The 17,900-nt window shown below is 72.5% G+C and carries 14 protein-coding genes; 7 read left to right on the top strand and 7 right to left on the bottom strand.

Features of this window, described 5'->3' with window-relative positions:
• The first annotated feature begins 111 nt into the window (after positions 1-111).
• The 3 genes from ACN28G_RS10210 (at position 112) to ACN28G_RS10200 (ending at position 4,798) form a co-directional block, all read left to right on the top strand.
• Positions 112-816, top strand: a complete 705-nt coding sequence (locus tag ACN28G_RS10210; protein ID WP_421478972.1) for a YoaK family protein — start codon at positions 112-114, stop codon at positions 814-816.
• 178 nt (positions 817-994) lie between these two features.
• Positions 995-3,820 (top strand): M14 family zinc carboxypeptidase, encoded by a 2,826-nt coding sequence (locus tag ACN28G_RS10205; RefSeq protein WP_421478971.1) that lies wholly within the window; start codon positions 995-997, stop codon positions 3,818-3,820.
• Between the two features lie 510 nt (positions 3,821-4,330).
• Complete coding sequence (locus ACN28G_RS10200) at positions 4,331-4,798, top strand: hypothetical protein (protein ID WP_139135672.1); 468 nt, start codon at positions 4,331-4,333, stop codon at positions 4,796-4,798.
• Between the two features lie 166 nt (positions 4,799-4,964).
• Here ACN28G_RS10200 and ACN28G_RS10195 read toward each other — a convergent pair whose 3' ends face one another.
• A complete protein-coding gene (locus ACN28G_RS10195) occupies positions 4,965-5,153 on the bottom strand; it encodes a DUF397 domain-containing protein (RefSeq protein WP_091437820.1) in 189 nt (62 codons plus the stop codon).
• The gene (locus ACN28G_RS10190; protein WP_217628815.1) at positions 5,150-6,019 is read right to left on the bottom strand and encodes a helix-turn-helix domain-containing protein; all 870 of its coding nucleotides are present in this window, start codon (positions 6,017-6,019) and stop codon (positions 5,150-5,152) included. Before ACN28G_RS10190 ends, ACN28G_RS10195 begins: the two co-directional genes overlap by 4 nt.
• A 167-nt stretch (positions 6,020-6,186) precedes the next feature.
• On the opposite strand from ACN28G_RS10190, the gene ACN28G_RS10185 reads away from it, so the two are divergent.
• Positions 6,187-6,528 carry a hypothetical protein gene (locus ACN28G_RS10185; protein ID WP_091437817.1) on the top strand — a complete coding sequence of 114 codons (342 nt, stop codon included), beginning with the start codon at positions 6,187-6,189 and terminating at the stop codon, positions 6,526-6,528.
• 94 nt (positions 6,529-6,622) lie between these two features.
• Here ACN28G_RS10185 and ACN28G_RS10180 read toward each other — a convergent pair whose 3' ends face one another.
• Complete coding sequence (locus ACN28G_RS10180; protein WP_421478970.1) at positions 6,623-7,060, bottom strand: MarR family winged helix-turn-helix transcriptional regulator; 438 nt, start codon at positions 7,058-7,060, stop codon at positions 6,623-6,625.
• 86 nt (positions 7,061-7,146) lie between these two features.
• Here ACN28G_RS10180 and ACN28G_RS10175 point away from each other — a divergent pair, with 86 nt between their 5' ends.
• Both ACN28G_RS10175 and ACN28G_RS10170 read left to right on the top strand, forming a co-directional pair.
• On the top strand, positions 7,147-8,016 hold the full coding sequence (locus ACN28G_RS10175; protein ID WP_421478969.1) for an NAD(P)H-binding protein: 870 nt from the start codon (positions 7,147-7,149) through the stop codon (positions 8,014-8,016).
• Between the two features lie 191 nt (positions 8,017-8,207).
• Positions 8,208-9,077, top strand: coding sequence for an SDR family NAD(P)-dependent oxidoreductase (locus ACN28G_RS10170; RefSeq protein ID WP_421480888.1), 870 nt, complete (start codon positions 8,208-8,210; stop codon positions 9,075-9,077).
• Here ACN28G_RS10170 and ACN28G_RS10165 read toward each other — a convergent pair.
• The 3 genes from ACN28G_RS10165 to ACN28G_RS10155 are packed head-to-tail and all read right to left on the bottom strand — an operon-like array spanning position 9,066 to position 13,719.
• Complete coding sequence (locus ACN28G_RS10165) at positions 9,066-10,052, bottom strand: NAD-dependent epimerase/dehydratase family protein (protein ID WP_421478968.1); 987 nt, start codon at positions 10,050-10,052, stop codon at positions 9,066-9,068. The two genes, ACN28G_RS10170 and ACN28G_RS10165, sit on opposite strands and share 12 nt — an antisense overlap.
• Complete coding sequence (locus tag ACN28G_RS10160) at positions 10,046-12,700, bottom strand: alpha/beta fold hydrolase (RefSeq protein WP_421478967.1); 2,655 nt, start codon at positions 12,698-12,700, stop codon at positions 10,046-10,048. Before ACN28G_RS10160 ends, ACN28G_RS10165 begins: the two co-directional genes overlap by 7 nt.
• Positions 12,697-13,719, bottom strand: a complete 1,023-nt coding sequence (locus ACN28G_RS10155; protein WP_091437805.1) for a 3-oxoacyl-ACP synthase III — start codon at positions 13,717-13,719, stop codon at positions 12,697-12,699. Before ACN28G_RS10155 ends, ACN28G_RS10160 begins: the two co-directional genes overlap by 4 nt.
• A 251-nt stretch (positions 13,720-13,970) precedes the next feature.
• Here ACN28G_RS10155 and ACN28G_RS10150 point away from each other — a divergent pair, with 251 nt between their 5' ends.
• Positions 13,971-15,890 (top strand): glycoside hydrolase family 15 protein, encoded by a 1,920-nt coding sequence (locus tag ACN28G_RS10150; protein ID WP_421478966.1) that lies wholly within the window; start codon positions 13,971-13,973, stop codon positions 15,888-15,890.
• Positions 15,891-15,941: 51 nt separating this feature from the next.
• Here ACN28G_RS10150 and ACN28G_RS10145 read toward each other — a convergent pair whose 3' ends face one another.
• On the bottom strand, positions 15,942-17,837 hold the full coding sequence (locus ACN28G_RS10145) for a CocE/NonD family hydrolase (protein ID WP_421478965.1): 1,896 nt from the start codon (positions 17,835-17,837) through the stop codon (positions 15,942-15,944).
• Positions 17,838-17,900: the final 63 nt, after the last annotated feature.

The following is a 17,900-nucleotide window of genomic DNA, read 5'->3' as shown; positions in this document are numbered from 1 at the left end:
GGAGGCCGGGCCCCGGCGCGTTACGATCTGCCTGCTCACGGGCCTTCTCCGAGGGGCCGTCGGAGGACGGGCCGCCGGGCGCGGCCGGTACCGCTGATCTTCGGAAGGCTCATGGTCAGGACCTACGACGTACCGCTGCTGGTGTTGACCATGGCCACCGGCGCGATCGACGGCGTCAGCTACCTCGCCCTGGACCGGGTCTTCACCGGCAACATGACCGGCAACGTGCTGTTCATCGGGTTCGGCCTGGCCGGGGTGTCCGGCCTGCCGGTGCTCAACAACCTGGTCGCGCTGCTGGCCTTCATGCTCGGTGCGGTGCTGGCCGCCCGACTGACCCGGGGTGCGCCGGGGCCGGCGAAGCTGCCCCGCTCCGGTCTGGCCGTCCTGGTCGCCGGGGCCGTGGTGACCCTCGTGCTGGCCGGACTCTGGCTGGCCGTGGGCACCCTGGACACGCCGGTCCTGCTGGTCACCACCGGGTTGCTGGCCCTGCTGCTCGGCGCCCAGGCCGCCGCGGTCAAGCACATCGGCATCCGGGACCTCTCCACGGTGGTGGTCACGATGACGATGGTGAACCTCTCCACCGACAGCCGCGCCGCCGGTGGGACCGGCCTGTCCTGGGCCCGGCGATTCGCCGCGATCGTCACCATGGGCCTCGGCGCGCTGGTCGCCGCGCTGCTGACCCTGCACGTCAACGGCGCGGTGGCGTTGCTGGTCGCGGGCCTGCTGCTGGCCACCGGCACCGGCCTGGTCGCGGTGGTCCGCCGGGCCGAGCTGGCCGCCGCGCGTCAGGCGGGCCCGTCGCCGGCCGTCGACTGAACCCCGCGCCGCACCAGAGCCGTCCGGCCAGGTCGGACCGCCCGGTCGGGCTCGGTACGGGTCACCTGCGGTCGAGGGCCCCGGCTGGACGGCGCAGAAGTACCGGACGTCTCTTCCCTTGTGAAACCGCAGCTCATACCCTCTGGGCGTCTTGATCAATATCCCGGAAGGGAATCAGATGCGACCAACCATGTCACCGTCGCGCGGGACCGCCGCGCGACGGTTGGCGGGCGCCGCCGCGGTCATCCTGCTGGCGGGCACAGCGCCCGTGCTGGCGAGCGGCCCGGCGAACGCCACGACCGACCCGTCGAGTTGTGTCACCGACCCGTCCGCGCGACTGGCCTCCGTGCCGAGCCCGGAGTCGTTCCTCGGCTTCCCGCTCGGCGTCGGCCAGCAGCGGGTCGTCACAGGCGAGGAGGCCGGCAACTACCTCGCCGCGGTCGCCGGGGCCTCCAAGCGGGTCCGCACCGGCGTCATGGCCACCAGCGTGCGCGGCCAGTCGCTGCCGTACGCGATCGTCTCCGACGAGACCAACATCCGCCCGGCCAACCTGCGCAAGCTCACCGAGGACATCAAGGCGCTGCGCGACCCCCGGACGATGACCGCGCAGCGGGCCAAGGAGATCACCACCAGCGGACCGGCGATCGTCTGGGTGACCGCCAACGTCCACGGTGGGGAGAAGAGCGGCACCGACGCCGCCCTGAAGACCCTGTACGAGCTGGCCGCCGGGCTCTCCTGCGACGTCGCCGAGCGCAACGAGAACCTGATCACCATCGTCGTGCCGACGCAGAACCCGGACGGCCACGACGCCAGCCGCCGGCAGAACGAGTACGGCTTCGACATGAACCGGGACTGGTTCGCCCGGACCCAGCAGGAGACCGACGGCAAGCTGGAGCTGATGCGGAAGTACCCGCCGCAGGTCTTCATCGACGCCCACGAGATGGGCGGCCGGCAGTACTTCTTCCCGCCGAACGCCGACCCGATCCACCACGAGATCTCCCCCCAGGTGGTCGACTGGATCAACCGGATCGGTGACGCCAACAAGACCGGCTTCGGGCACAACGGCGCCTGCGGCGGGGCCGTCACCACCGAGTGCTACTTCAACTACTCCACGTACGACCTGTTCTTCATGGGGTACGGCGACACCGTGCCGGCGGCCGGCTTCGGCGCGGCCGGGATGACCCTGGAGAAGGGCAGCGCCTCGGCGGTGCCGGACCGGGTGCAGCAGCAGTTCAACGTCATGTGGTCGACGCTGGGCTGGGCCGCCGCCAACCGGCAGGAGGTGCTGACCAGCTACTTCCAGCAGTGGAAGGACGCCATCGCCCAGGGCCGGGCGGGCACCCTGGAGCCCAACGAGGTGCTCCAGCCGGGCAACTCCGTGCAGTTCCCGGTGCCGGCCGAGCAGGTCCGGTCGTACTTCCTGCTGCCCGACCGGCAGCTGGCCGACGTGCGACAGCTGGTGGAGCGGCTGCGCCGGATGGACGTCGAGGTGTACCAGGTCAAGAAGTCGCTGCGGCTGCCCACCGCCCGGATCTTCGGCGGGCGCAGCGCGACCAACCTGACCGTGCCGGAGGGCTCCTACTGGATCCCGATGAACCAGCCGCAGAAGCACTGGATCCAGGCCGTCATGGGCGAGGACCCGTACGTGCCGTTCCCGTACTTCTACGACGTGTCGTCCTGGAGCAACCCGCTGCTGATGGGCGTCAACGCCGTCTACACCGGCGCGGACGTCCGGCCCAACGCCGACCTGATCGACAAGATCGTCAACACCGGTGGCGGCAAGACCACCGCCGCGCCACCGCTGAAGGGCTCCTACACCTTCGAGCTGGACTCCGCCGCCGCGGCCGAGTTCACCTTCTCGCTGCTCGGCCAGGGCATCGAGGTCTACCGTGACCTGGAGACCGGCACCGCCAGCTTCCCGGCCGGCGTGCTCACCCCGGAGCTGAACAAGTCGGCCAAGCTGTTCGGGGTGACCCTGACCCCGTACACCACCGGCGCGGTCGGCACCCCGATCAGCCTGCCCGACGTCGGGCTCTTCCAGGGCACCGGCATCTCGCTGACCTCCGGCTCACACGGCGAGGCCCGCTACGTGCTCGGCAAGCGGTGGGGGCTGGACCTGACGCCGGTCACCGCCGCCGACATCAACGACAACACCACCACCTTCACCGAGCGTACGGTGCTGGTCGTGCCGGACGGCAGCAACGCCACCGGCGGGCTGACCGCCACCGGCCAGGCCAACCTGCGGGCCTGGGTGGCCTCCGGCAAGACGTACCTCGGGCTGCGCAACCAGGGCACCCGGATGGCGCGGGCGGCCGGGTTGACCTCCACCACCGAGAAGCCGAAACCGACCGGCTACACGGTGATCGGCTCGCACCTGCGGGTGGACGTCGCCGACAGCCCGGTCTCGCTGGGCCGCCCGGCCGAGGACTTCGAGTTCAACAACAACGACTCGATCCTCAACCCGAGCACCACCGGCACCAACGTGCTCACCTACCCGAGCGGCGGCACCTTCTGGGCCAACGGGTACACCGTCAACGCCGACGCGCTCAAGGGCACCGTGGCGCTTGTGGACGAGCCGACCGGCGCCGGCCGGGCGGTGCTGTTCGCGTTCAACCCGCTGTTCCGGGCGTACAACGAGAACGGCCTGCACCTGGTGGCCAACGCGCTGCTCACCCCGAACGGCAGCGCCCCGGCCGCCCGTACCGCCCCGACCACCCCCGCCGTCGACCCGGCCCGCGCCGCCGCGGCGGCCGCACCGGTCGCCGACGACCAGGGCGGCGGCTGGCGGCCGATCACCATCGAGGTGGCCGCCGGCGACCTCGGGCGTACCACCGCGGTGGTGCAACGGTTCACCGACACCGCCACGGTGGCGCAGGCCAACGGGTCGGCGTACCTGACCATCCCGAACCCGCAGGGCCTGCACTCCGACGAACACCCGTTCCTCGGCGACCTGGTCCGCACCCTGAAGTCCGACGGCATCCCGCTGCGTTCCGTGGTGGGCTGACCTCGACCGGGCGGGTTCCGGCAGCCTGCCGGAACCCGCCCGGCTGTTCGATTCGGCCCGGCTGTTCGGTTCGGCCCGGCTGTTCGGTTCGGCCCGGCTGTTCGGTTCGGCCCGGCTGTTCGGTTCGGCCCGGCTGCCGTTGGGCCCGGCCATCGTTGGGCCGGCCATCGTTGGGCCCGGCTGCCGTTGGGCCCCGGCTCCCGCCCGTTCCGTCGCCGAAGCGCCTCGCTCTCTCCGTACCGGGGCGAGGTGTAGATCTTGGACACTTACCGTTCTATTTGGACGGTAAGTGTCCAAGATTCACTTGGGGGCCCGCCTCGGCGGGGGCGGGGGGCGGGGGTTGGTGGGGCCGGGCTGGGGGGCGGGGCCTTCTTGCACCTACTTGCCCTTTTTGCGCTTGGGGGGCTTGGGGGCGTCGAAGATCTTGGAAGGAATGTGCCCCTGGGCCGAAGTCTTCCTTGATCTTTGGGGTCCGGAGCCTCGCCGTAGAGGGTGCGAGGGGTGGTTAGCATGCCGGCTGTGGGACAGGACAGGTACGTGGATCCGGACCGGCGGCTGCCGGGCTTCGACGGCAGCATGCTCACCGGGGCACTGCTCACCCTCTTCGGCTACCTGATCCCCTGGTTCAAGCAGTCTCCGCGGTACCAGTGGTCGTACTCGGGCTGGAACTACGCCAGCCTGAGCAGCGGCGGCGGCTGGACCCTCTGGACCTTCGTCTTCATCCTGGCCGCGATCGTGGCCAGCTTCTGGGCCCGGACCATCCTCGGGGCGGCGATGACCGCGCTTACCGCTGCCGTCGGCACCCTGGTGTTCAGTCTGGCCGTGGTGGCGGCGAGCTTCGGGGCCATCGGGGAGCGCAGTTCGTCGAACGCGGTGGCGGATATGCCGTTCGGGCTGGGCCTGCCGCTGCTCGCCGTCGGCCTGGGCCTGCTCGTCGCCACCGCCTGCCGCGACATCGCGCTCAACGCCGACCGGTAGGCCCCGACAGACCCGCAGCCGGTCCGGAGTCCACCGACCGGCTGGCTGGCTGGCTGGCTGGCACACCCGAGCTGGCCAGCCCGCCCGGATGACAGTTGTGGATAGCGGAGTAACGCGGAGAGCCCGGCTTACCGCCAGGCCCTCCTACGTTCTGCCGTGGACTCCGTCAGACCGTGTCGGTCTTCAGCGCGCGCAGGAAGCTGCCCCAGGCGCCGTCGCCGAAGGCGAGCGTCGGACCGCCACGGTCCTTCGAGTCGCGTACGCCCACCACATCGCCGTCGAAACGGACCTCGACGCAGGCGGCGTTGTTGGCGCTACGGGAGGACTTGAACCAGTCACGGGAAGGGGTGCTCACGTCATCTCCTTGGCGATCCGTTGGATCATGGCCAGCGACTCCGTCGAGTCTAGCGCCCGCTCCTGAGCCTCGGCGAAGGTGACGACGTAGTCGGCGACCCGGCTGGACTGGTCGATGATGTCGCTGGAGGTCAGCACCTCCTGCCAGACCAGCTCGGGCAGCCGGGGCGACGGGAACGACAGAATCTGGAACGGCCCACCCAGCGCCGGGTGCGCCCCGGCGGTGAACGGCATGACCCGGAACTCGAACTGATCGGGGCGCTCGATCATCAAGGCGGCCAGGTGGTCGAGCTGGGCTCGCATCACCGTCGGACCACCGACCTGCTGGCGCAGTGCGCCTTCGCCGATGACGGCGGTGACCCGGAGCGGGTGATCGCCGTTCAACCGCTGCTGGCGAGCCATCCGGGCACTGATCCGCCGTTCCATCTCGGTCAGTCGGACGTAGGTGTTACCGCCCCGGATGATCGCGCGGGCGTACTCCTCGGTCTGCAACAGCCCGTCCACCAGCTCGCTGTGGTAGCTGCGGATGTGTTCCGCGCCGGCCTCGTAGCCGAGGAAGCGGAGGAACTCGGCGGGGAAGAGCTGGGAGTACTGGTGCCACCAGGCGCGCTGCATCGCGGCGACCCGTAGCTCCTCCAGCTCGGTGGCGTCGGCCGGATCGATCTCGTAGATCTTGATGAGCTGGGCGAGCCGGTCCGCCGGCAGCTTGACCCGACCGGCCTCGACGCCGGAGACGTACGCCTGGGTGATCCGGCTCGCCCGGCCGGCGGCGACGGCGGTCATGCCCAGCTCCTCCCGGCGTTCCCGGAGCCGGATGCCCAGCTCCCAGGCGTGCACGGTGGGCGAGGTCAACGATGTCTGCGACACCCGAGGCGTGCTTGCCGACTTGGCACCCATCATGGCTCCTTCGTTGTTGACTGGCGACTGCCCGCAGACGCTACGCCGAAATTACACGACACGCCATAGGGTTGATATAACCATCTTGTTGGTTGATGCTGATCCCGGACAGGCACCGTCACGCATTGGAGGCAGTCATGGAGACCGTTGGTCGGTGGGTGTACCAGCAGGAGAAGGTTCCGCACGCGTTCTCGTTGTGCCGGGTGCTGGACGCCGGCACCTTCGACCAGGCGTACGACCTGCTCGGCGTCGTGCAGGTGACGGTGGACCGGCGGTACCCGGAGAAGCTGCCCGCCGCCCTGCGGCCGTGGGCATTGGCCACCCTCGCCAACGGCGGATACGGCTTCGGCCGCTTCTACGCCGCCTACACCACGCTGGATGAGGACGGCGAGCCCGACAAGGCCATCTCCGACGAGTACATCGACTGGTCCGGCACCGGACTCCTCACCCCGACGTCACCACCCCCGAGCGACTCGTGAACCGGGGCAAGCACCGCTCGACTATCGACTCTTCGTGCTGTCGGCCTGGGCGATCCGGCGCCGGACGACCTCGGGCTCGTGGAGCCGGGTGCGCCTACCGGTGGGCGGGCGGCGCGGGCGCGTCCGGGGCCATCGTCTTGGCCAGCAGCTCGGAGAGCTGGCGTTGCTCCCGCTCGGTGAGCAGCCCGAGCCGGTCGGCCGGGAAGGCGAAGGCCCGCCGGACGGCGCGTTGCACGTCCCGCCCCGCCGGGGTGATCGACACCCGCTTGATCCGCCGGTCGGCCGGGTCCGGCACCCGGTCCACCAGGCCGCGGGCCTGGAGCCGGGCGGCGAGCTGGGTGACGTTGGAGGCGTCGCAGAGCAGCTCGGCGGCGAGCTCCCCCATGGCGCAACTGCCGTCGGTCAGGTGGTCGAGCAGGCAGGCCTGGGCGGCGCTCAGCCCGACCGTCTGGGCCGCGCGGGCGTACGCGGCGTCGTAGGCGGCCACGAAGTCCCACAGCTGCTGATCGAGGGTCTCGCGCAGCTCGGCCATGACCGAAGAATACTTGACTGCATCATGCATCGATGCTTGGGTGGGGAGGAAGCTTTAGTCACTCAACTAAAAGGGAGTGGTTCGACGTGCCCTCGACCTCAACCGAAGCCGGCCCGACCCGGGTCCTGGTGAGCGGAGTCCGCGGCAAGACCGGCGTACCACTGGCGGAGCTGCTGCTGGCCCACCCGGGTGTGGAGGTGCGCGGCGGTAGCAGCGACCCGTCGTCGGTGGACATCGACGGCGTCCGACCGACCGCCTTCTCCTGGGACGACCCGGCCGGGTGGGCCGCGGCGACCGCCGGAGTCGACGCCGTGTACGTCGTCCGGCCGGACCGCGCCGACGCGCCGGAACTGGTCGGCGCGCTGCTGGCCGAGACCTCCCCCGGGACCCGGATCGTGCTGCTGTCCGAGCAGGACGCGGACTACACGGGGGCCGACGGCTGGGCGCCCCGGGTGGAACGCGCGGTCCGCGACAGCGGGCGCACCTGGACGATGCTGCGGCCGAGCTGGTTCATGCAGGTCCTCACCGACCCGCGTTTCTACCGCGACCAGATCGCCGACACCGGCCAGCTGCCGTTTCCCGGCGCTGACGCCCAGCTTGCCTGGATCGACGCCCGGGACATCGCGGCCGTGGCCGAGCGGGCGCTGCTCGCCGACGGGCACGCCGGCCAGGTGTACGAACTCACCGGTCCGGAGGCCCTCACGTTGCCGCGCACCGCGGAGCTGATCTCCGCCGCGGCCGGGCACCCCGTGGCCCACCGGGACCTGACCATCGACGAGGCGGTCGAGGGAAGTTCGGGCTTCGACCGGTTCCTCTTCGCGCTGACCTTCGAGCGGGTGCACGCCGGCAGCTTCTCGGTCGTGACCGACACCGTGCAGCGCGTCACCGGACGACCGGCGCGGAGCCTGCAGGCTTTCCTCGCCGACACCGCGCCGACGTTGAAGCGGACGACCTGACGGCGCGATGGTCCGGCAGCCCGGCCTGCACCATGGACGAAAGGGGCTGACACGCAGCGTGCCGGGCGAACCACCCGAAAGGATCTTGGCTCACAGCTCAGTAACGATCATCAAATAAGGTACCGGCGCCGCACTAGGGTCACGGCGTGACTGAAGCGAACGAATCAGCAGAGGACCGATCCACCCGCCGGATGGTGGTCGTGACCGGGGCCAGCTCCGGTATCGGCCTGGCAGCCGCCGTCGCCCTGGCCCGGCGCGGTGACCGGCTGGCGTTGGTCGGGCGGGACCCGGACCGGCTGCGGTCCGCCGGAGAAGAGGTCCACGAGGCCGCGGGCGAGCGACCGGAGCTGTTCCAGGCCGACTTCGCCGTCCTCGACGACGTACGCGGCCTCGCCGAGCGACTGCGGGCAGCGTACGAGCGGATCGACGTACTGGCCAACAACGCCGGGGCCATCGCGCTGCGGCCGGTGCGCACCGTCGACGGCTTCGAGCTCACCATCCAGGCCAACCACCTGGCCCCGTTCCTGCTCAGCAACCTGCTGGCCGACCGGATCGGACGGATGGTGGTCACCGCCTCCCGGGTACACCGTGGCGACCTGAACCCGGACGACCTCAACGCCGCGCTGAACAGGTACCGCTCCATGCGCGCGTACGCCACCAGCAAGCAGGCCAACATCCTCTTCGCCGCCGAGGCGGCCCGGCGCTGGCCGGACGTCCCGGCGTACTCCTTCCACCCCGGGGTGGTGCGCACGCGGTTCGGCTCGGACAGCCCGGTGCACGGGATCTACAGCCGACTGATGCCACTGCGCAGCCCGGAGCAGGGCGCGGAGACGCTGATCTGGCTGGCCACCCAGGACCCGGCCCGGCTGACCAACGGCGCCTACCACCACAACCGGCAGCCACACCGGGCCCACCGTACGGCGACCGACCCGGCGCTGGCCGCCCGGCTCTGGGAGGCCAGTGCCCGGGCCGTCGGCATCACGTCCGGATCATCGGATCAGGTCGACGCCCCCGACCCGGTCACCGCACCGGCAGAAAGCGACCAGGGCTCACTCGGGTGAGGACCGGTAGCCGGCGGCCAGCCGGGTGAAGCCCTCGGCCAGGCTCACCCGTGGTGACCAGCGCAGCGCCGCGCGGGTGCGACGCTGGTCGAACCAGTGCGCGGTGGAGAGCTGCTCGGCCAGGAACCGGGTCATCGGTGGCTCGTCGGCGCGGCCCAGCGCCGGCCAGAGGCGCTGCACGGCGGTGCCGCCGGCCGTCGCCGCCGCCACCGGCACCCGCAGCCGCGGTGGCCGGGCCCCGGCGGCGGCGCAGATCCGTCCGACCAGTTCGGCCACCGTGCGGGGCTCGCCGTTGGTCACCACGAACGCCTGACCGTGTACGTCGGGCTCGGCCGCCCGATCCAACCCGGCCACGATGGCCTCGGCGGCGTTGCTGACGTAGGTGGTGTCGATCAGGGCGGTGCCCGCGCCGACCAGGGCCAGCCGGCCGGCCCGGGCCCGCTGCACGATCCGGGCGACCAACTGGGTGTCACCCGGCCCCCACACCAGGTGCGGGCGCAACGCCAGCACGGCGAAGTCGGGAGCGTCGGCGGCCAGGGCGAGCAGCTCGGCGGCGGCCTTGCTGCGGGCGTAGTCGCCCCGGGCCCGGTCCGGGTCGGCCGGGTCGGCTCCGACGCCGACCAGACCGGTGCCGTGGTGGGCGACCGACGGCGAGGAGACCTGCACGAACCGGGTGACGCCGGCGGCGCGGGCGGCGTCGAGCAGGTGGGCCGTACCGTCGATGTTGGTGCGTTGGAAGTCCGGCCAGCGGCCGGTCATCGACACCTTCGCGGCCAGGTGGACCACCGCGTCGACGCCGTCGACGGCCGCCCGCACGGCCGCCGGGTCACCGATGTCGCCGCGGTGCTCGTCGACGCCGGCCAGGGCGCTGGGGCGGCGTTGCAGCACCCGGACCCGGTCGCCCCGGTCGGCCAGGGTGGTGGCCACGGCACCGCCGAGCATCCCGCTGGCCCCGGTGACCAGGACCCTCAGCATCGGCCGAGCCGCCCGCCCGCGAGGACCCGGGCGGCCCACCGGCTCAGCCGGGCCCGATCGATCTTGGAGTTGTGCCGGATGTCGGTGGGCAGCGCCGGCACCACCAGCACGGCCGCGACCGGTGGACCGGCGACGGCGCGTACCGCGTCGGTCAGCTCGGCGTCGGCCAGCGCGGCACGGCGTACCCCGGGGTGGGTCTCGGCGACCACCACGACCTGGGCCAGGCCGCGCGGTCCGACGCCGACCACGGCGGCGCGGGCGATCCGCGGCACCGACTCGACGCGCTGCTCGATGCCGACCGGGGTGAGCACCCCGTCCGCGGTGACCAGCACGTGGGCGAGCCGGCCCTGCACCCACAGCCGGCCGTCGGCGGCCAGCGTGCCGACATCGCCGGTACGGTGCCAGCCCGGGTTGCGGGAGCTGTCGCGTTCGGTGAGCCAGAGCGCGTCGTAGCGGTCCTTGACGTGCGCGGCCCGGACCATGATCTCCCCGGTCACGCCGGTGACCTCGGCGGGCTCGTCGGCGGGGATGCCGTCGGCGTCCAGGGCGGCGACGGCCACCCGCACCCCCGGCAGCGGACGGCCGACGCAGACACCGTCACCGGGGCCGGCGTCGACGATCTCGTCGAGGGTGACGTCGGTGACCGGCAACACCTCGGTCATCCCGTACGGCGTGTGCGGCTGTGCCTTGGGCATCAGCTCCCGGGCCCGCTCCAGCAGCGCGGCGGGCACCGGCGCGCCCGCGCTGAGCAGCGTGGTGACCCCCTCCAGGGCGGCCCGCTGCCGGTCGTCGAGGGTGCCGCCGGAGTCGACCACGTTGCGCAACGCGGCCGGTGAGGCGAAGACCGCCGAGGCGTCGACCGCGGCCGTGGCATCGGCCAGGGCGGCGGCGGTCAGCGTCCGGGGCGCGGTCACCCGCATGTCCGGGATCGCCGAGGCGAGGCCAAGGGCCGGCCCGAAGAGGGCGAACGGCGCGAACGCCGCCACGATCCCGCCGTCGGTGGGCAGACCCAGCCCGCCCAGGGCGTCGCGCATCGCGGCGAGCTGCCGGTGGGTGTAGACCGCGCCCTTGGCCGGGCCGGTGGAGCCGGAGGTGAACAGCACCGCCGCGTCGTCGTCCGGCGCGGGAGCCGCGGGCAGCTCCGGCTGGGCGGCCCCGAGCCGGACCAGCCGGCCCAGGGTGGTCGCGCCCAGCGCGGCGGCACCGGGACCGGCACCGATGCGGCGTACCGGCCAGCGCAGCGCGCGGGCCACGGCCAGGCCGGGACCGACGGCGATCAGGTGCGCCGGGGCGGCGCTGCGGATCGCCCGGTTCATGCCGGCCAACCCCAGGCCCGGGTCGGCCACCACGATCACCGCGCCGATCCGCAGGCAGGCGTAGACGGCGGCGGTCAGGTCGGCGCCGGGAGGCACCAGCAGGGCCACCCGGTCACCGGGGCGCACCCCGGAGGCGACCAGGCCGGCGGCGAGCTGGCCGACCCGTCGCCAGAGCAGCGACCAGCTGACCCGTCGACCGCCCCGGGCCAGCTCGACCAGGGCGACCGACCGGTCGTCGGCGCGGTCGGCCAGCGCCGCCCAGAGCGGACGCCGGTCCGCCCCGGCCGCCGGGACCTCAGCCGTCCCGGAGGGCCGGGCCAGAGCCTCTGCCGTCCCGGAGGGCCGGGCCAGAGCCTCGATCGACCCGGATCGGCCCGCGGCCTCAGTCGGTGCGGGTGGTCGGTCCAGCTCGGGCAGCCAGGCGGCGACCGCGCCGGCCACGTCGGCGTCCTCGGCGAGCAGGTGCCCCGCGCCCTCGAAGCGGTGCAGCCGGGCGTGCGGCAGCCGGGCCCGCAGGTCACGCAGGTGCACCCCGCCGAAGACCGGGTCGCGTGGGCCCCACAGCAGCAGGGTGGGCACGTCGGCCAGGTCACCGAGGCGCTGCGCGACCTGCTGCAGGGCCGGCCAGCTCGGGTGGTCGGGGCTCAGCGGGATGTCGGCCACGAAGTCGCCGACGGCCTGGCGGCGCCGCGCCGTGCGGTACGGCGCGAGGTACGCCTCGCGTACCGGCGTGGTCAGCCGGGGGTTGGCCAGCGCCAGGGTGGCCCGCAGGAAGGTCGGAGTGCGGACGGTCACCGCCGGCAGCACGCCGGGTGAGCGGGCCAGCCGGATCAGCGCCGGCGCCGGCGAGCCGTCGGGCTGGTGTACGGCCGTGTTGGTGAGCACCACGCCGCGCAACTGGTCGCGGTGGCGCAGCGCCCAGCCCAGCGAGATGGCCCCGCCCCAGTCGTGCCCGACGGTGACCACCGGGCCGGTCAGGCCGAGGGCGTCGGTGACCGTGCCGAGGTCGGCGATGCGCTGGGCCAGCCCGCGTACCGTGCCGGTGCGCTCGGAGAAGCCCATGTCGAGGTGGTCGACAGCGACCACCCGCCACGGTGGGGCGTCGGGGCTGCTGAACCGGGCCAGCAGGTGCCGCCACAGGTACGCCCAGGTGGGGTTGCCGTGCACGCAGAGCAGGGTGCCGGCGTACCGCCGCTGGTCGGCCCCGGCGGCGCTGTCCAGGACGTGCCAGGTACGGCGGACGCCCTGGCTGTCGGCGGCGGTGACGAGGCGGGACCAGGCCGGGTCGAGGCCGGGCAGCCCGTGGGGCAGCGTCTCGGGTGCGCCGGTCACCACACGATCTCCAGGGCGCAGGTGTTCAGGCCGGAGCCGACCCCCATGCAGAGCACCCGGTCGCCGGGGTTGAGGCGGTCGGCGTGGTGGGCCAGGGTGATCGGCAGCGAGGCCGGCCCGATGTTGCCCAGCCGCGGGAAGGTCGACGGCACCCGCGCCGGGTCGAGGCCGAGCCGGTCCACCACGCCCCGGGTGTGCGCCACCGACACCTGGTGCATGGCGTACAGGTCCAGGTGTTGCCAGTCCCAGTCGCCGGCGCGGGCCCAGGTCGCCGCCGCCAGGTCCAGGCCGGCGTCGAGCAGGCCCTTGGCGTCGGTGCGCATCCTGGTGTTGTCGCCGACGCACAGCTCGTGGTGGCGGGTGGCGGCCCGGCCCACCCCGCCGACCAGACGGTGGCCCTGCGGGTGGGTGTCGGCGGCGGCCAGCACCATCGCCGCCGCGCCGGAGCCGAGGGTGAGGGTGGCGAACTGCTCCTTGATGTCGGCCCGGGTGGCCTCCGGGCGGCGTAGCCGCTCCAGCGTGGCCTGCTGGGCCTGCCGGGCGCTCTCGCCCGCCACGACCAGCGCGTAGCGGATCTGCCCGGCGTCGATCATGTTCGCGGCGACCTGCATCCCGTTGACGAAACCGAGACAGGCGTTGGCGATGTCGAAGTTCAGCGCCGCCGGTGGAAGGTTCAGGCTGTGGTGGATCCCGGCGGCGGTGGACGGCTCCAGGTTGGCCCGGGACACCGACGTGTTGATCAGCAGACCGACGTCGCCCGGGTCGACACCCGCCTCGGACAGGGCCTTCGCCCCGGCCTCGGCCGCCGCGTCGGCGAAGCTGAAGCCCTCCGGCCACCACCGTCGCTCCTGGACACCGGCGACGTTCTGGATCATGCCCCGGCGCAGCCGCAGCCGCTGGAGGGTGTCGGCCAGCTCGTCGTCGAAGTGCTCGGAGGGCACGATGACCGGCGCCTCCAGGGCTGTCACCGACAGTACCGTCGTGTTCACGTACCGGTAGTCAGCGTTGCCGTCCGTCATCCAGCCTCCACCCCTCGCCCACCCCTCGCCGGCTCGAAGTTATCCAACGCCCGCCACCATCCACCAATGATCGACTGCCGTGGCGGCGAACATCACCCCGCCCGGACCGTGCGTCAACCGGACGTCGCCGTCGGTGACCACAGGCGTCGTGGGTGGCGTCCGCGCCTGTTTCCGCAGGCCAGCGCCCGGGAAAGGTAGCTGGTCCAGTCCGCCGGGCACCGGTGGCGCGTCGAGGGTGTGGGGAGCAGGATATGACCGTTTCCGGAGCTGACCAGGGATTCCCACCGATCGACGGGTACGCCTTCCTGTCGGACACCCACACGGCGGCGCTGGTCGCGCCGGACGGGTCGGTCGAGTGGTTCTGTGCGCCCCGGTTCGACGGCGACGCGGTCTTCGCCCGACTGCTCGACCGGGACGTGGGCGGGTTCTTCTCGCTCACCGTCGAGGGCGCGGGCCCGCCCCGACGGCAGTACCTGCCGGACACCCTGGTCCTGGAGAGCCGGTTCGCCGGCACCGACGGCACGGCGGTGGTCCGCGACTTCCTGGCGGTCAGCACCGGCGACCCGCAGCAGCCGATCCGGGCCGGCCAGCTCCTGGTCCGGCAGGTGACCGCCGAGGGTGGCCCGGTGCGGCTGGCGATCCGCCTCACGCCCCGGCACGGCTACGGCGCCCACCCGGTGCGGTGGCGGCACACCGACGGACGGTGGCGGGCCTCCGACACCCCGCTGTGGTTCACCGCGGACCTGCCGTCCTCCGGCGACGGAGCGCCGGCACCCTCCGCCGACGGCGGACAGCTGCGGGCCGACGCGGACCTGGCCGAGGGTCAGACGGTGACGTTACTGCTCGGCTACGGCGAGGCCCCGGCGGCGGCCGACGCGACAGCGGAGCCGGCCACCGCCGAGGCGCACGCCGATCCGGGCGCGGCCGGGGCGCACACCGCCGCCCGGCTGCTCGACGAGACCGTCCGGACCTGGCGGGACTGGTCGGCGCGCAGCGACTACACAGGTTTCGCCGCCGAGGCGGTCCGGCACAGCGCGCTGGTGCTGCGCGGGCTGTCGTTCGACGAGACCGGCGCGTTGATCGCCGCGCCCACCACCAGCCTGCCGGAGGAGATCGGCGGGGTCCGCAACTGGGACTACCGCTACACCTGGCACCGCGACTCGGCGCTGCTCCTGCTGGCCCTGTTCCGCCTCGGTCACGCCGAGGAGGGCCGCCGGTACCTGCGCTTCCTGCTCGACATCTGCTCCGGCCAGGGGATGCTCGCCCCGCTGATCGGCATCGACGGCAGCACCGACGAGGAGCAGGAGCTGGACCACCTGGGCGGGTACGCCGGCTCCCGGCCGGTCCGCATCGGCAACGAGGCCGCCGGGCAGGTCCAGTTCGACACCTACGGTCACATCCTGGACGCCGCCCTGGCCTACCAGCAGCTCACCGGCGAGCTGACCGGGCAGCAGTGGACCCTGCTGCGCCGGCACGTGGACACCATGGCGCAGCGGTGGCACGAGCCCGACCACGGCATCTGGGAGATCCGGGGCCCCCGCCGGCACCACGTGAACTCGAAGGTGATGACCTGGGTCTGCCTGGACCGGGGCATCCAGCTCGCCGGCCTGCTCGGCGACGACGACGCGCCGGTGGACCGCTGGCGGGCGGCCCGCGACGAGCTGCACGCCGAGGTGCTCGCCCGGGGCTACGACCACCAGGGCGGCGGGTTCGTGATGTGGTACGACTCGACCGAGCCGGACGCGTCGCTGCTGCGGATCCCGCTGGTCGGGTTCCTGCCGGCCGACGACCCGCGGGTGCTGGCCACCATCGACCGCGTCTGGCAGGACCTGGCGATCGCCCCCGCCCTGATCCGCCGCTACCGGGCCGACGACGGGCTGCCCGGCGAGGAGGGCGCGTTCCTGCTCTGCTCCTTCGAGCTGGTCTCCGCGCTGGCCGTGGCCGGCCGGCGGGACGAGGCGCAGCAGCTGTTCGACCGGCTCACCGAGCTGGCCGGCCCGCTCGGGTTGTACTCCGAGCAGCTGGCCGCCGACGGCACCGCGTTGGGCAACCACCCGCAGGCCTTCACCCACCTGGCGCTGATCGAGGCCGCGCTCAACCTGGACGCCGGCGGCGACACCGAGGAGCTGCACGCCTGGGCCGAGCGCGGCATCCACGCGCCGCAGCACTGAACCGGCCGGGGGCGCCGGTCGGTGGCCACCGACCGGCGCCCCCGCTGGTTGTTACAGCCCGGCGGCGTGGGCGGCGGCGGTGCCACCGACCACGGGCAGGACGATCTTGCTGCTCTTCAGGTTCACCGCGATGTTCGCCGCGGTGGTGTCGGCCTGGCTGGAGTACTGCGGGTAGCTGGCCACCACGATCACGCCGATGCGGTGACCGGGCTTGAAGACGTAGTCCTCGGGCAGCAGCGGCCAGCTGAAGTTGTACGACTTCCCCGGCACCAGCGGCACCGCGACCCGGATCGACTGGCGGTTCTGGGCGTCCATGATGCCCTTGGTCACCAGCTCGGTGTCGGCGGTGGCGACCCGCTTGACGGTCTGCCGGTAGCAGGCGTCGTCGGTGGCGCTGCTCTCCCCCCAGCAGTCCTGCGTGTCCAGGGTGATGATGCCCTCGCCGGAGGCCCGGTGGGCGACCCGCTCGTCGGTGCCGTAGTCGACCAGGATGACCCCGAAGTTGGTGTCGGTCTGGTCGGCCGAGGCCCGGATCTGCATGGTCGGCGTACCGGAGATGTGCAGTGGGGCGGTGAGCGGCTCGGACAGGAAGGCCAGCCGGTGGGGCTGGACCACCTCCGGGTTGTTGATCATCGTGTTCTGGCTCTGGGTGCGGCTGTCCTGGAACCGGCCGGTCGCCGGCTTGGCCGTCGGGACCAGGCCGAGTCCACCCGCGCCGGTCGTGCCGGGCTGCAGGAAGACCTCGGTGTCGACCTTGCCGGGGATCGGCCAGTCGGCGTGGGTCTCCCACACGTCGGCGGCCCGCTCGATGTCCAGCCGGGGCTCGTCCATGATGCCGTTGGCCACGCCCTGCAGCCAGAAGTCGAACCACCGGTGCAGGGTGTCCACCCACACCGCGCGGCGGGAGTCGAACGGGTCGACGTGCCCCTCCTGGGAGATCCACAGCTTGCGCGGGATGTCGTTCTCGGCCAGCGCGTACCAGTACTTGCTCATGTGGTCGGCGCGCACGTTGTCGTCGTTGATGCCGTGGTACAGCAGCACGCTGGCGCTCTGCTTCGGCACCTTCTTGACGTAGCTGCGCTCGTTCCAGAAGGCGGTGTAGTCACCGTGCTCGTCGCCGTCGGCCGCGCCGAGGGCGTCGCGCACCGGCTTGCAGTAGTCCCGGCGCTCCGGGTTGGTGACCACGTTCGCCAGGTACGACACGTAGCTGTTGCCCCGGGTCACCACGCCGTTGCTGCGCACGTAGTCGTAGTACTCGCTCGGGCCGCCGATCGGCACGATCGTGGTCAGGCCCTGCACCCCGGTCACCGCGGTGGCCATGGCCAGCGAGCCGTCGTACGACTTGCCGATCATGCCGGACTTACCGTTGTGCCAGTCGGCCTTGACGACCTCACCGGCGGCGTTGCGGGCGGTGGCCCGGCCGTTGAGCCAGTTGATCGCCTGCTTGGCGCTGAGGTTGTCCTGGTTGGCGTTGGTGGTCGGGCAGCCGGTCGAGTTGCCGGTGCCCACCATGTCCAGCAGGATCACCGCGTAGCCGCGCGGCACGAAGTAGTTGTCGTACCACAGCGGCCACTTGTCCAGCAGGCCGTCACCGTCGAGGTCCACCTTGCACTCGGAGTCGTTGCCCCGGCAGAGCGTGGTGTAGTACGGGCTGGCGTCCATCACCACCGGCACCTTGAGCCCGTCGGCGGTGGCCTTCGGACGCATCACGTCGAACGCGATGATGTCGCGCAGCCCGTCGTTGTCGCTGTCGAAGGTCGAGTCGATGAAGAGCCGTTCCCGGATGGCGTCGGAGTAGCCGAACACCGGTTGGGTGACGCCGTCGGAGACGACGATCGTGGGCGGTTCGTCGGCCGCCACGGCCTGGGGCGACGCGGCGAGGACCGCGAGGGCCGTCGCGGCGAGGACGGCGATTCCGCCGCGCCAGGGCCTACCTGTCACAGCCATGCAGTTGTCTCCTTGTGGGGGTCTGAGCTGGTGACGCTACGAGCCCACGCACCGCCGCCGCCA

Source organism: Micromonospora sp. WMMA1923, assembly GCF_049179195.1.
GTDB classification, from domain to species: Bacteria; Actinomycetota; Actinomycetes; order Mycobacteriales; family Micromonosporaceae; genus Micromonospora; species Micromonospora yangpuensis.
Note: the sequence above shows the minus strand (reverse complement) of the source record. Positions and strands in the feature narration are given on the sequence as shown.

Bases quoted from the DNA above. Each gene is read 5' to 3' on its own strand.
- ACN28G_RS10210 (WP_421478972.1), top strand. From the start codon at position 112: ATGGTCAGGACCTACGACGTACCGCTGCTGGTGTTGACCATGGCCACC.
- ACN28G_RS10205 (WP_421478971.1), top strand. From the start codon at position 995: ATGCGACCAACCATGTCACCGTCGCGCGGGACCGCCGCGCGACGGTTG.
- ACN28G_RS10200 (WP_139135672.1), top strand. From the start codon at position 4,331: ATGCCGGCTGTGGGACAGGACAGGTACGTGGATCCGGACCGGCGGCTG.
- ACN28G_RS10185 (WP_091437817.1), top strand. From the start codon at position 6,187: ATGGAGACCGTTGGTCGGTGGGTGTACCAGCAGGAGAAGGTTCCGCAC.
- ACN28G_RS10180 (WP_421478970.1), bottom strand. From the start codon at position 7,060: ATGGCCGAGCTGCGCGAGACCCTCGATCAGCAGCTGTGGGACTTCGTG.
- ACN28G_RS10170 (WP_421480888.1), top strand. From the start codon at position 8,208: ATGGTGGTCGTGACCGGGGCCAGCTCCGGTATCGGCCTGGCAGCCGCC.
- ACN28G_RS10165 (WP_421478968.1), bottom strand. From the start codon at position 10,052: ATGCTGAGGGTCCTGGTCACCGGGGCCAGCGGGATGCTCGGCGGTGCC.
- ACN28G_RS10155 (WP_091437805.1), bottom strand. From the start codon at position 13,719: ATGACGGACGGCAACGCTGACTACCGGTACGTGAACACGACGGTACTG.
- ACN28G_RS10150 (WP_421478966.1), top strand. From the start codon at position 13,971: ATGACCGTTTCCGGAGCTGACCAGGGATTCCCACCGATCGACGGGTAC.
- ACN28G_RS10145 (WP_421478965.1), bottom strand. From the start codon at position 17,837: ATGGCTGTGACAGGTAGGCCCTGGCGCGGCGGAATCGCCGTCCTCGCC.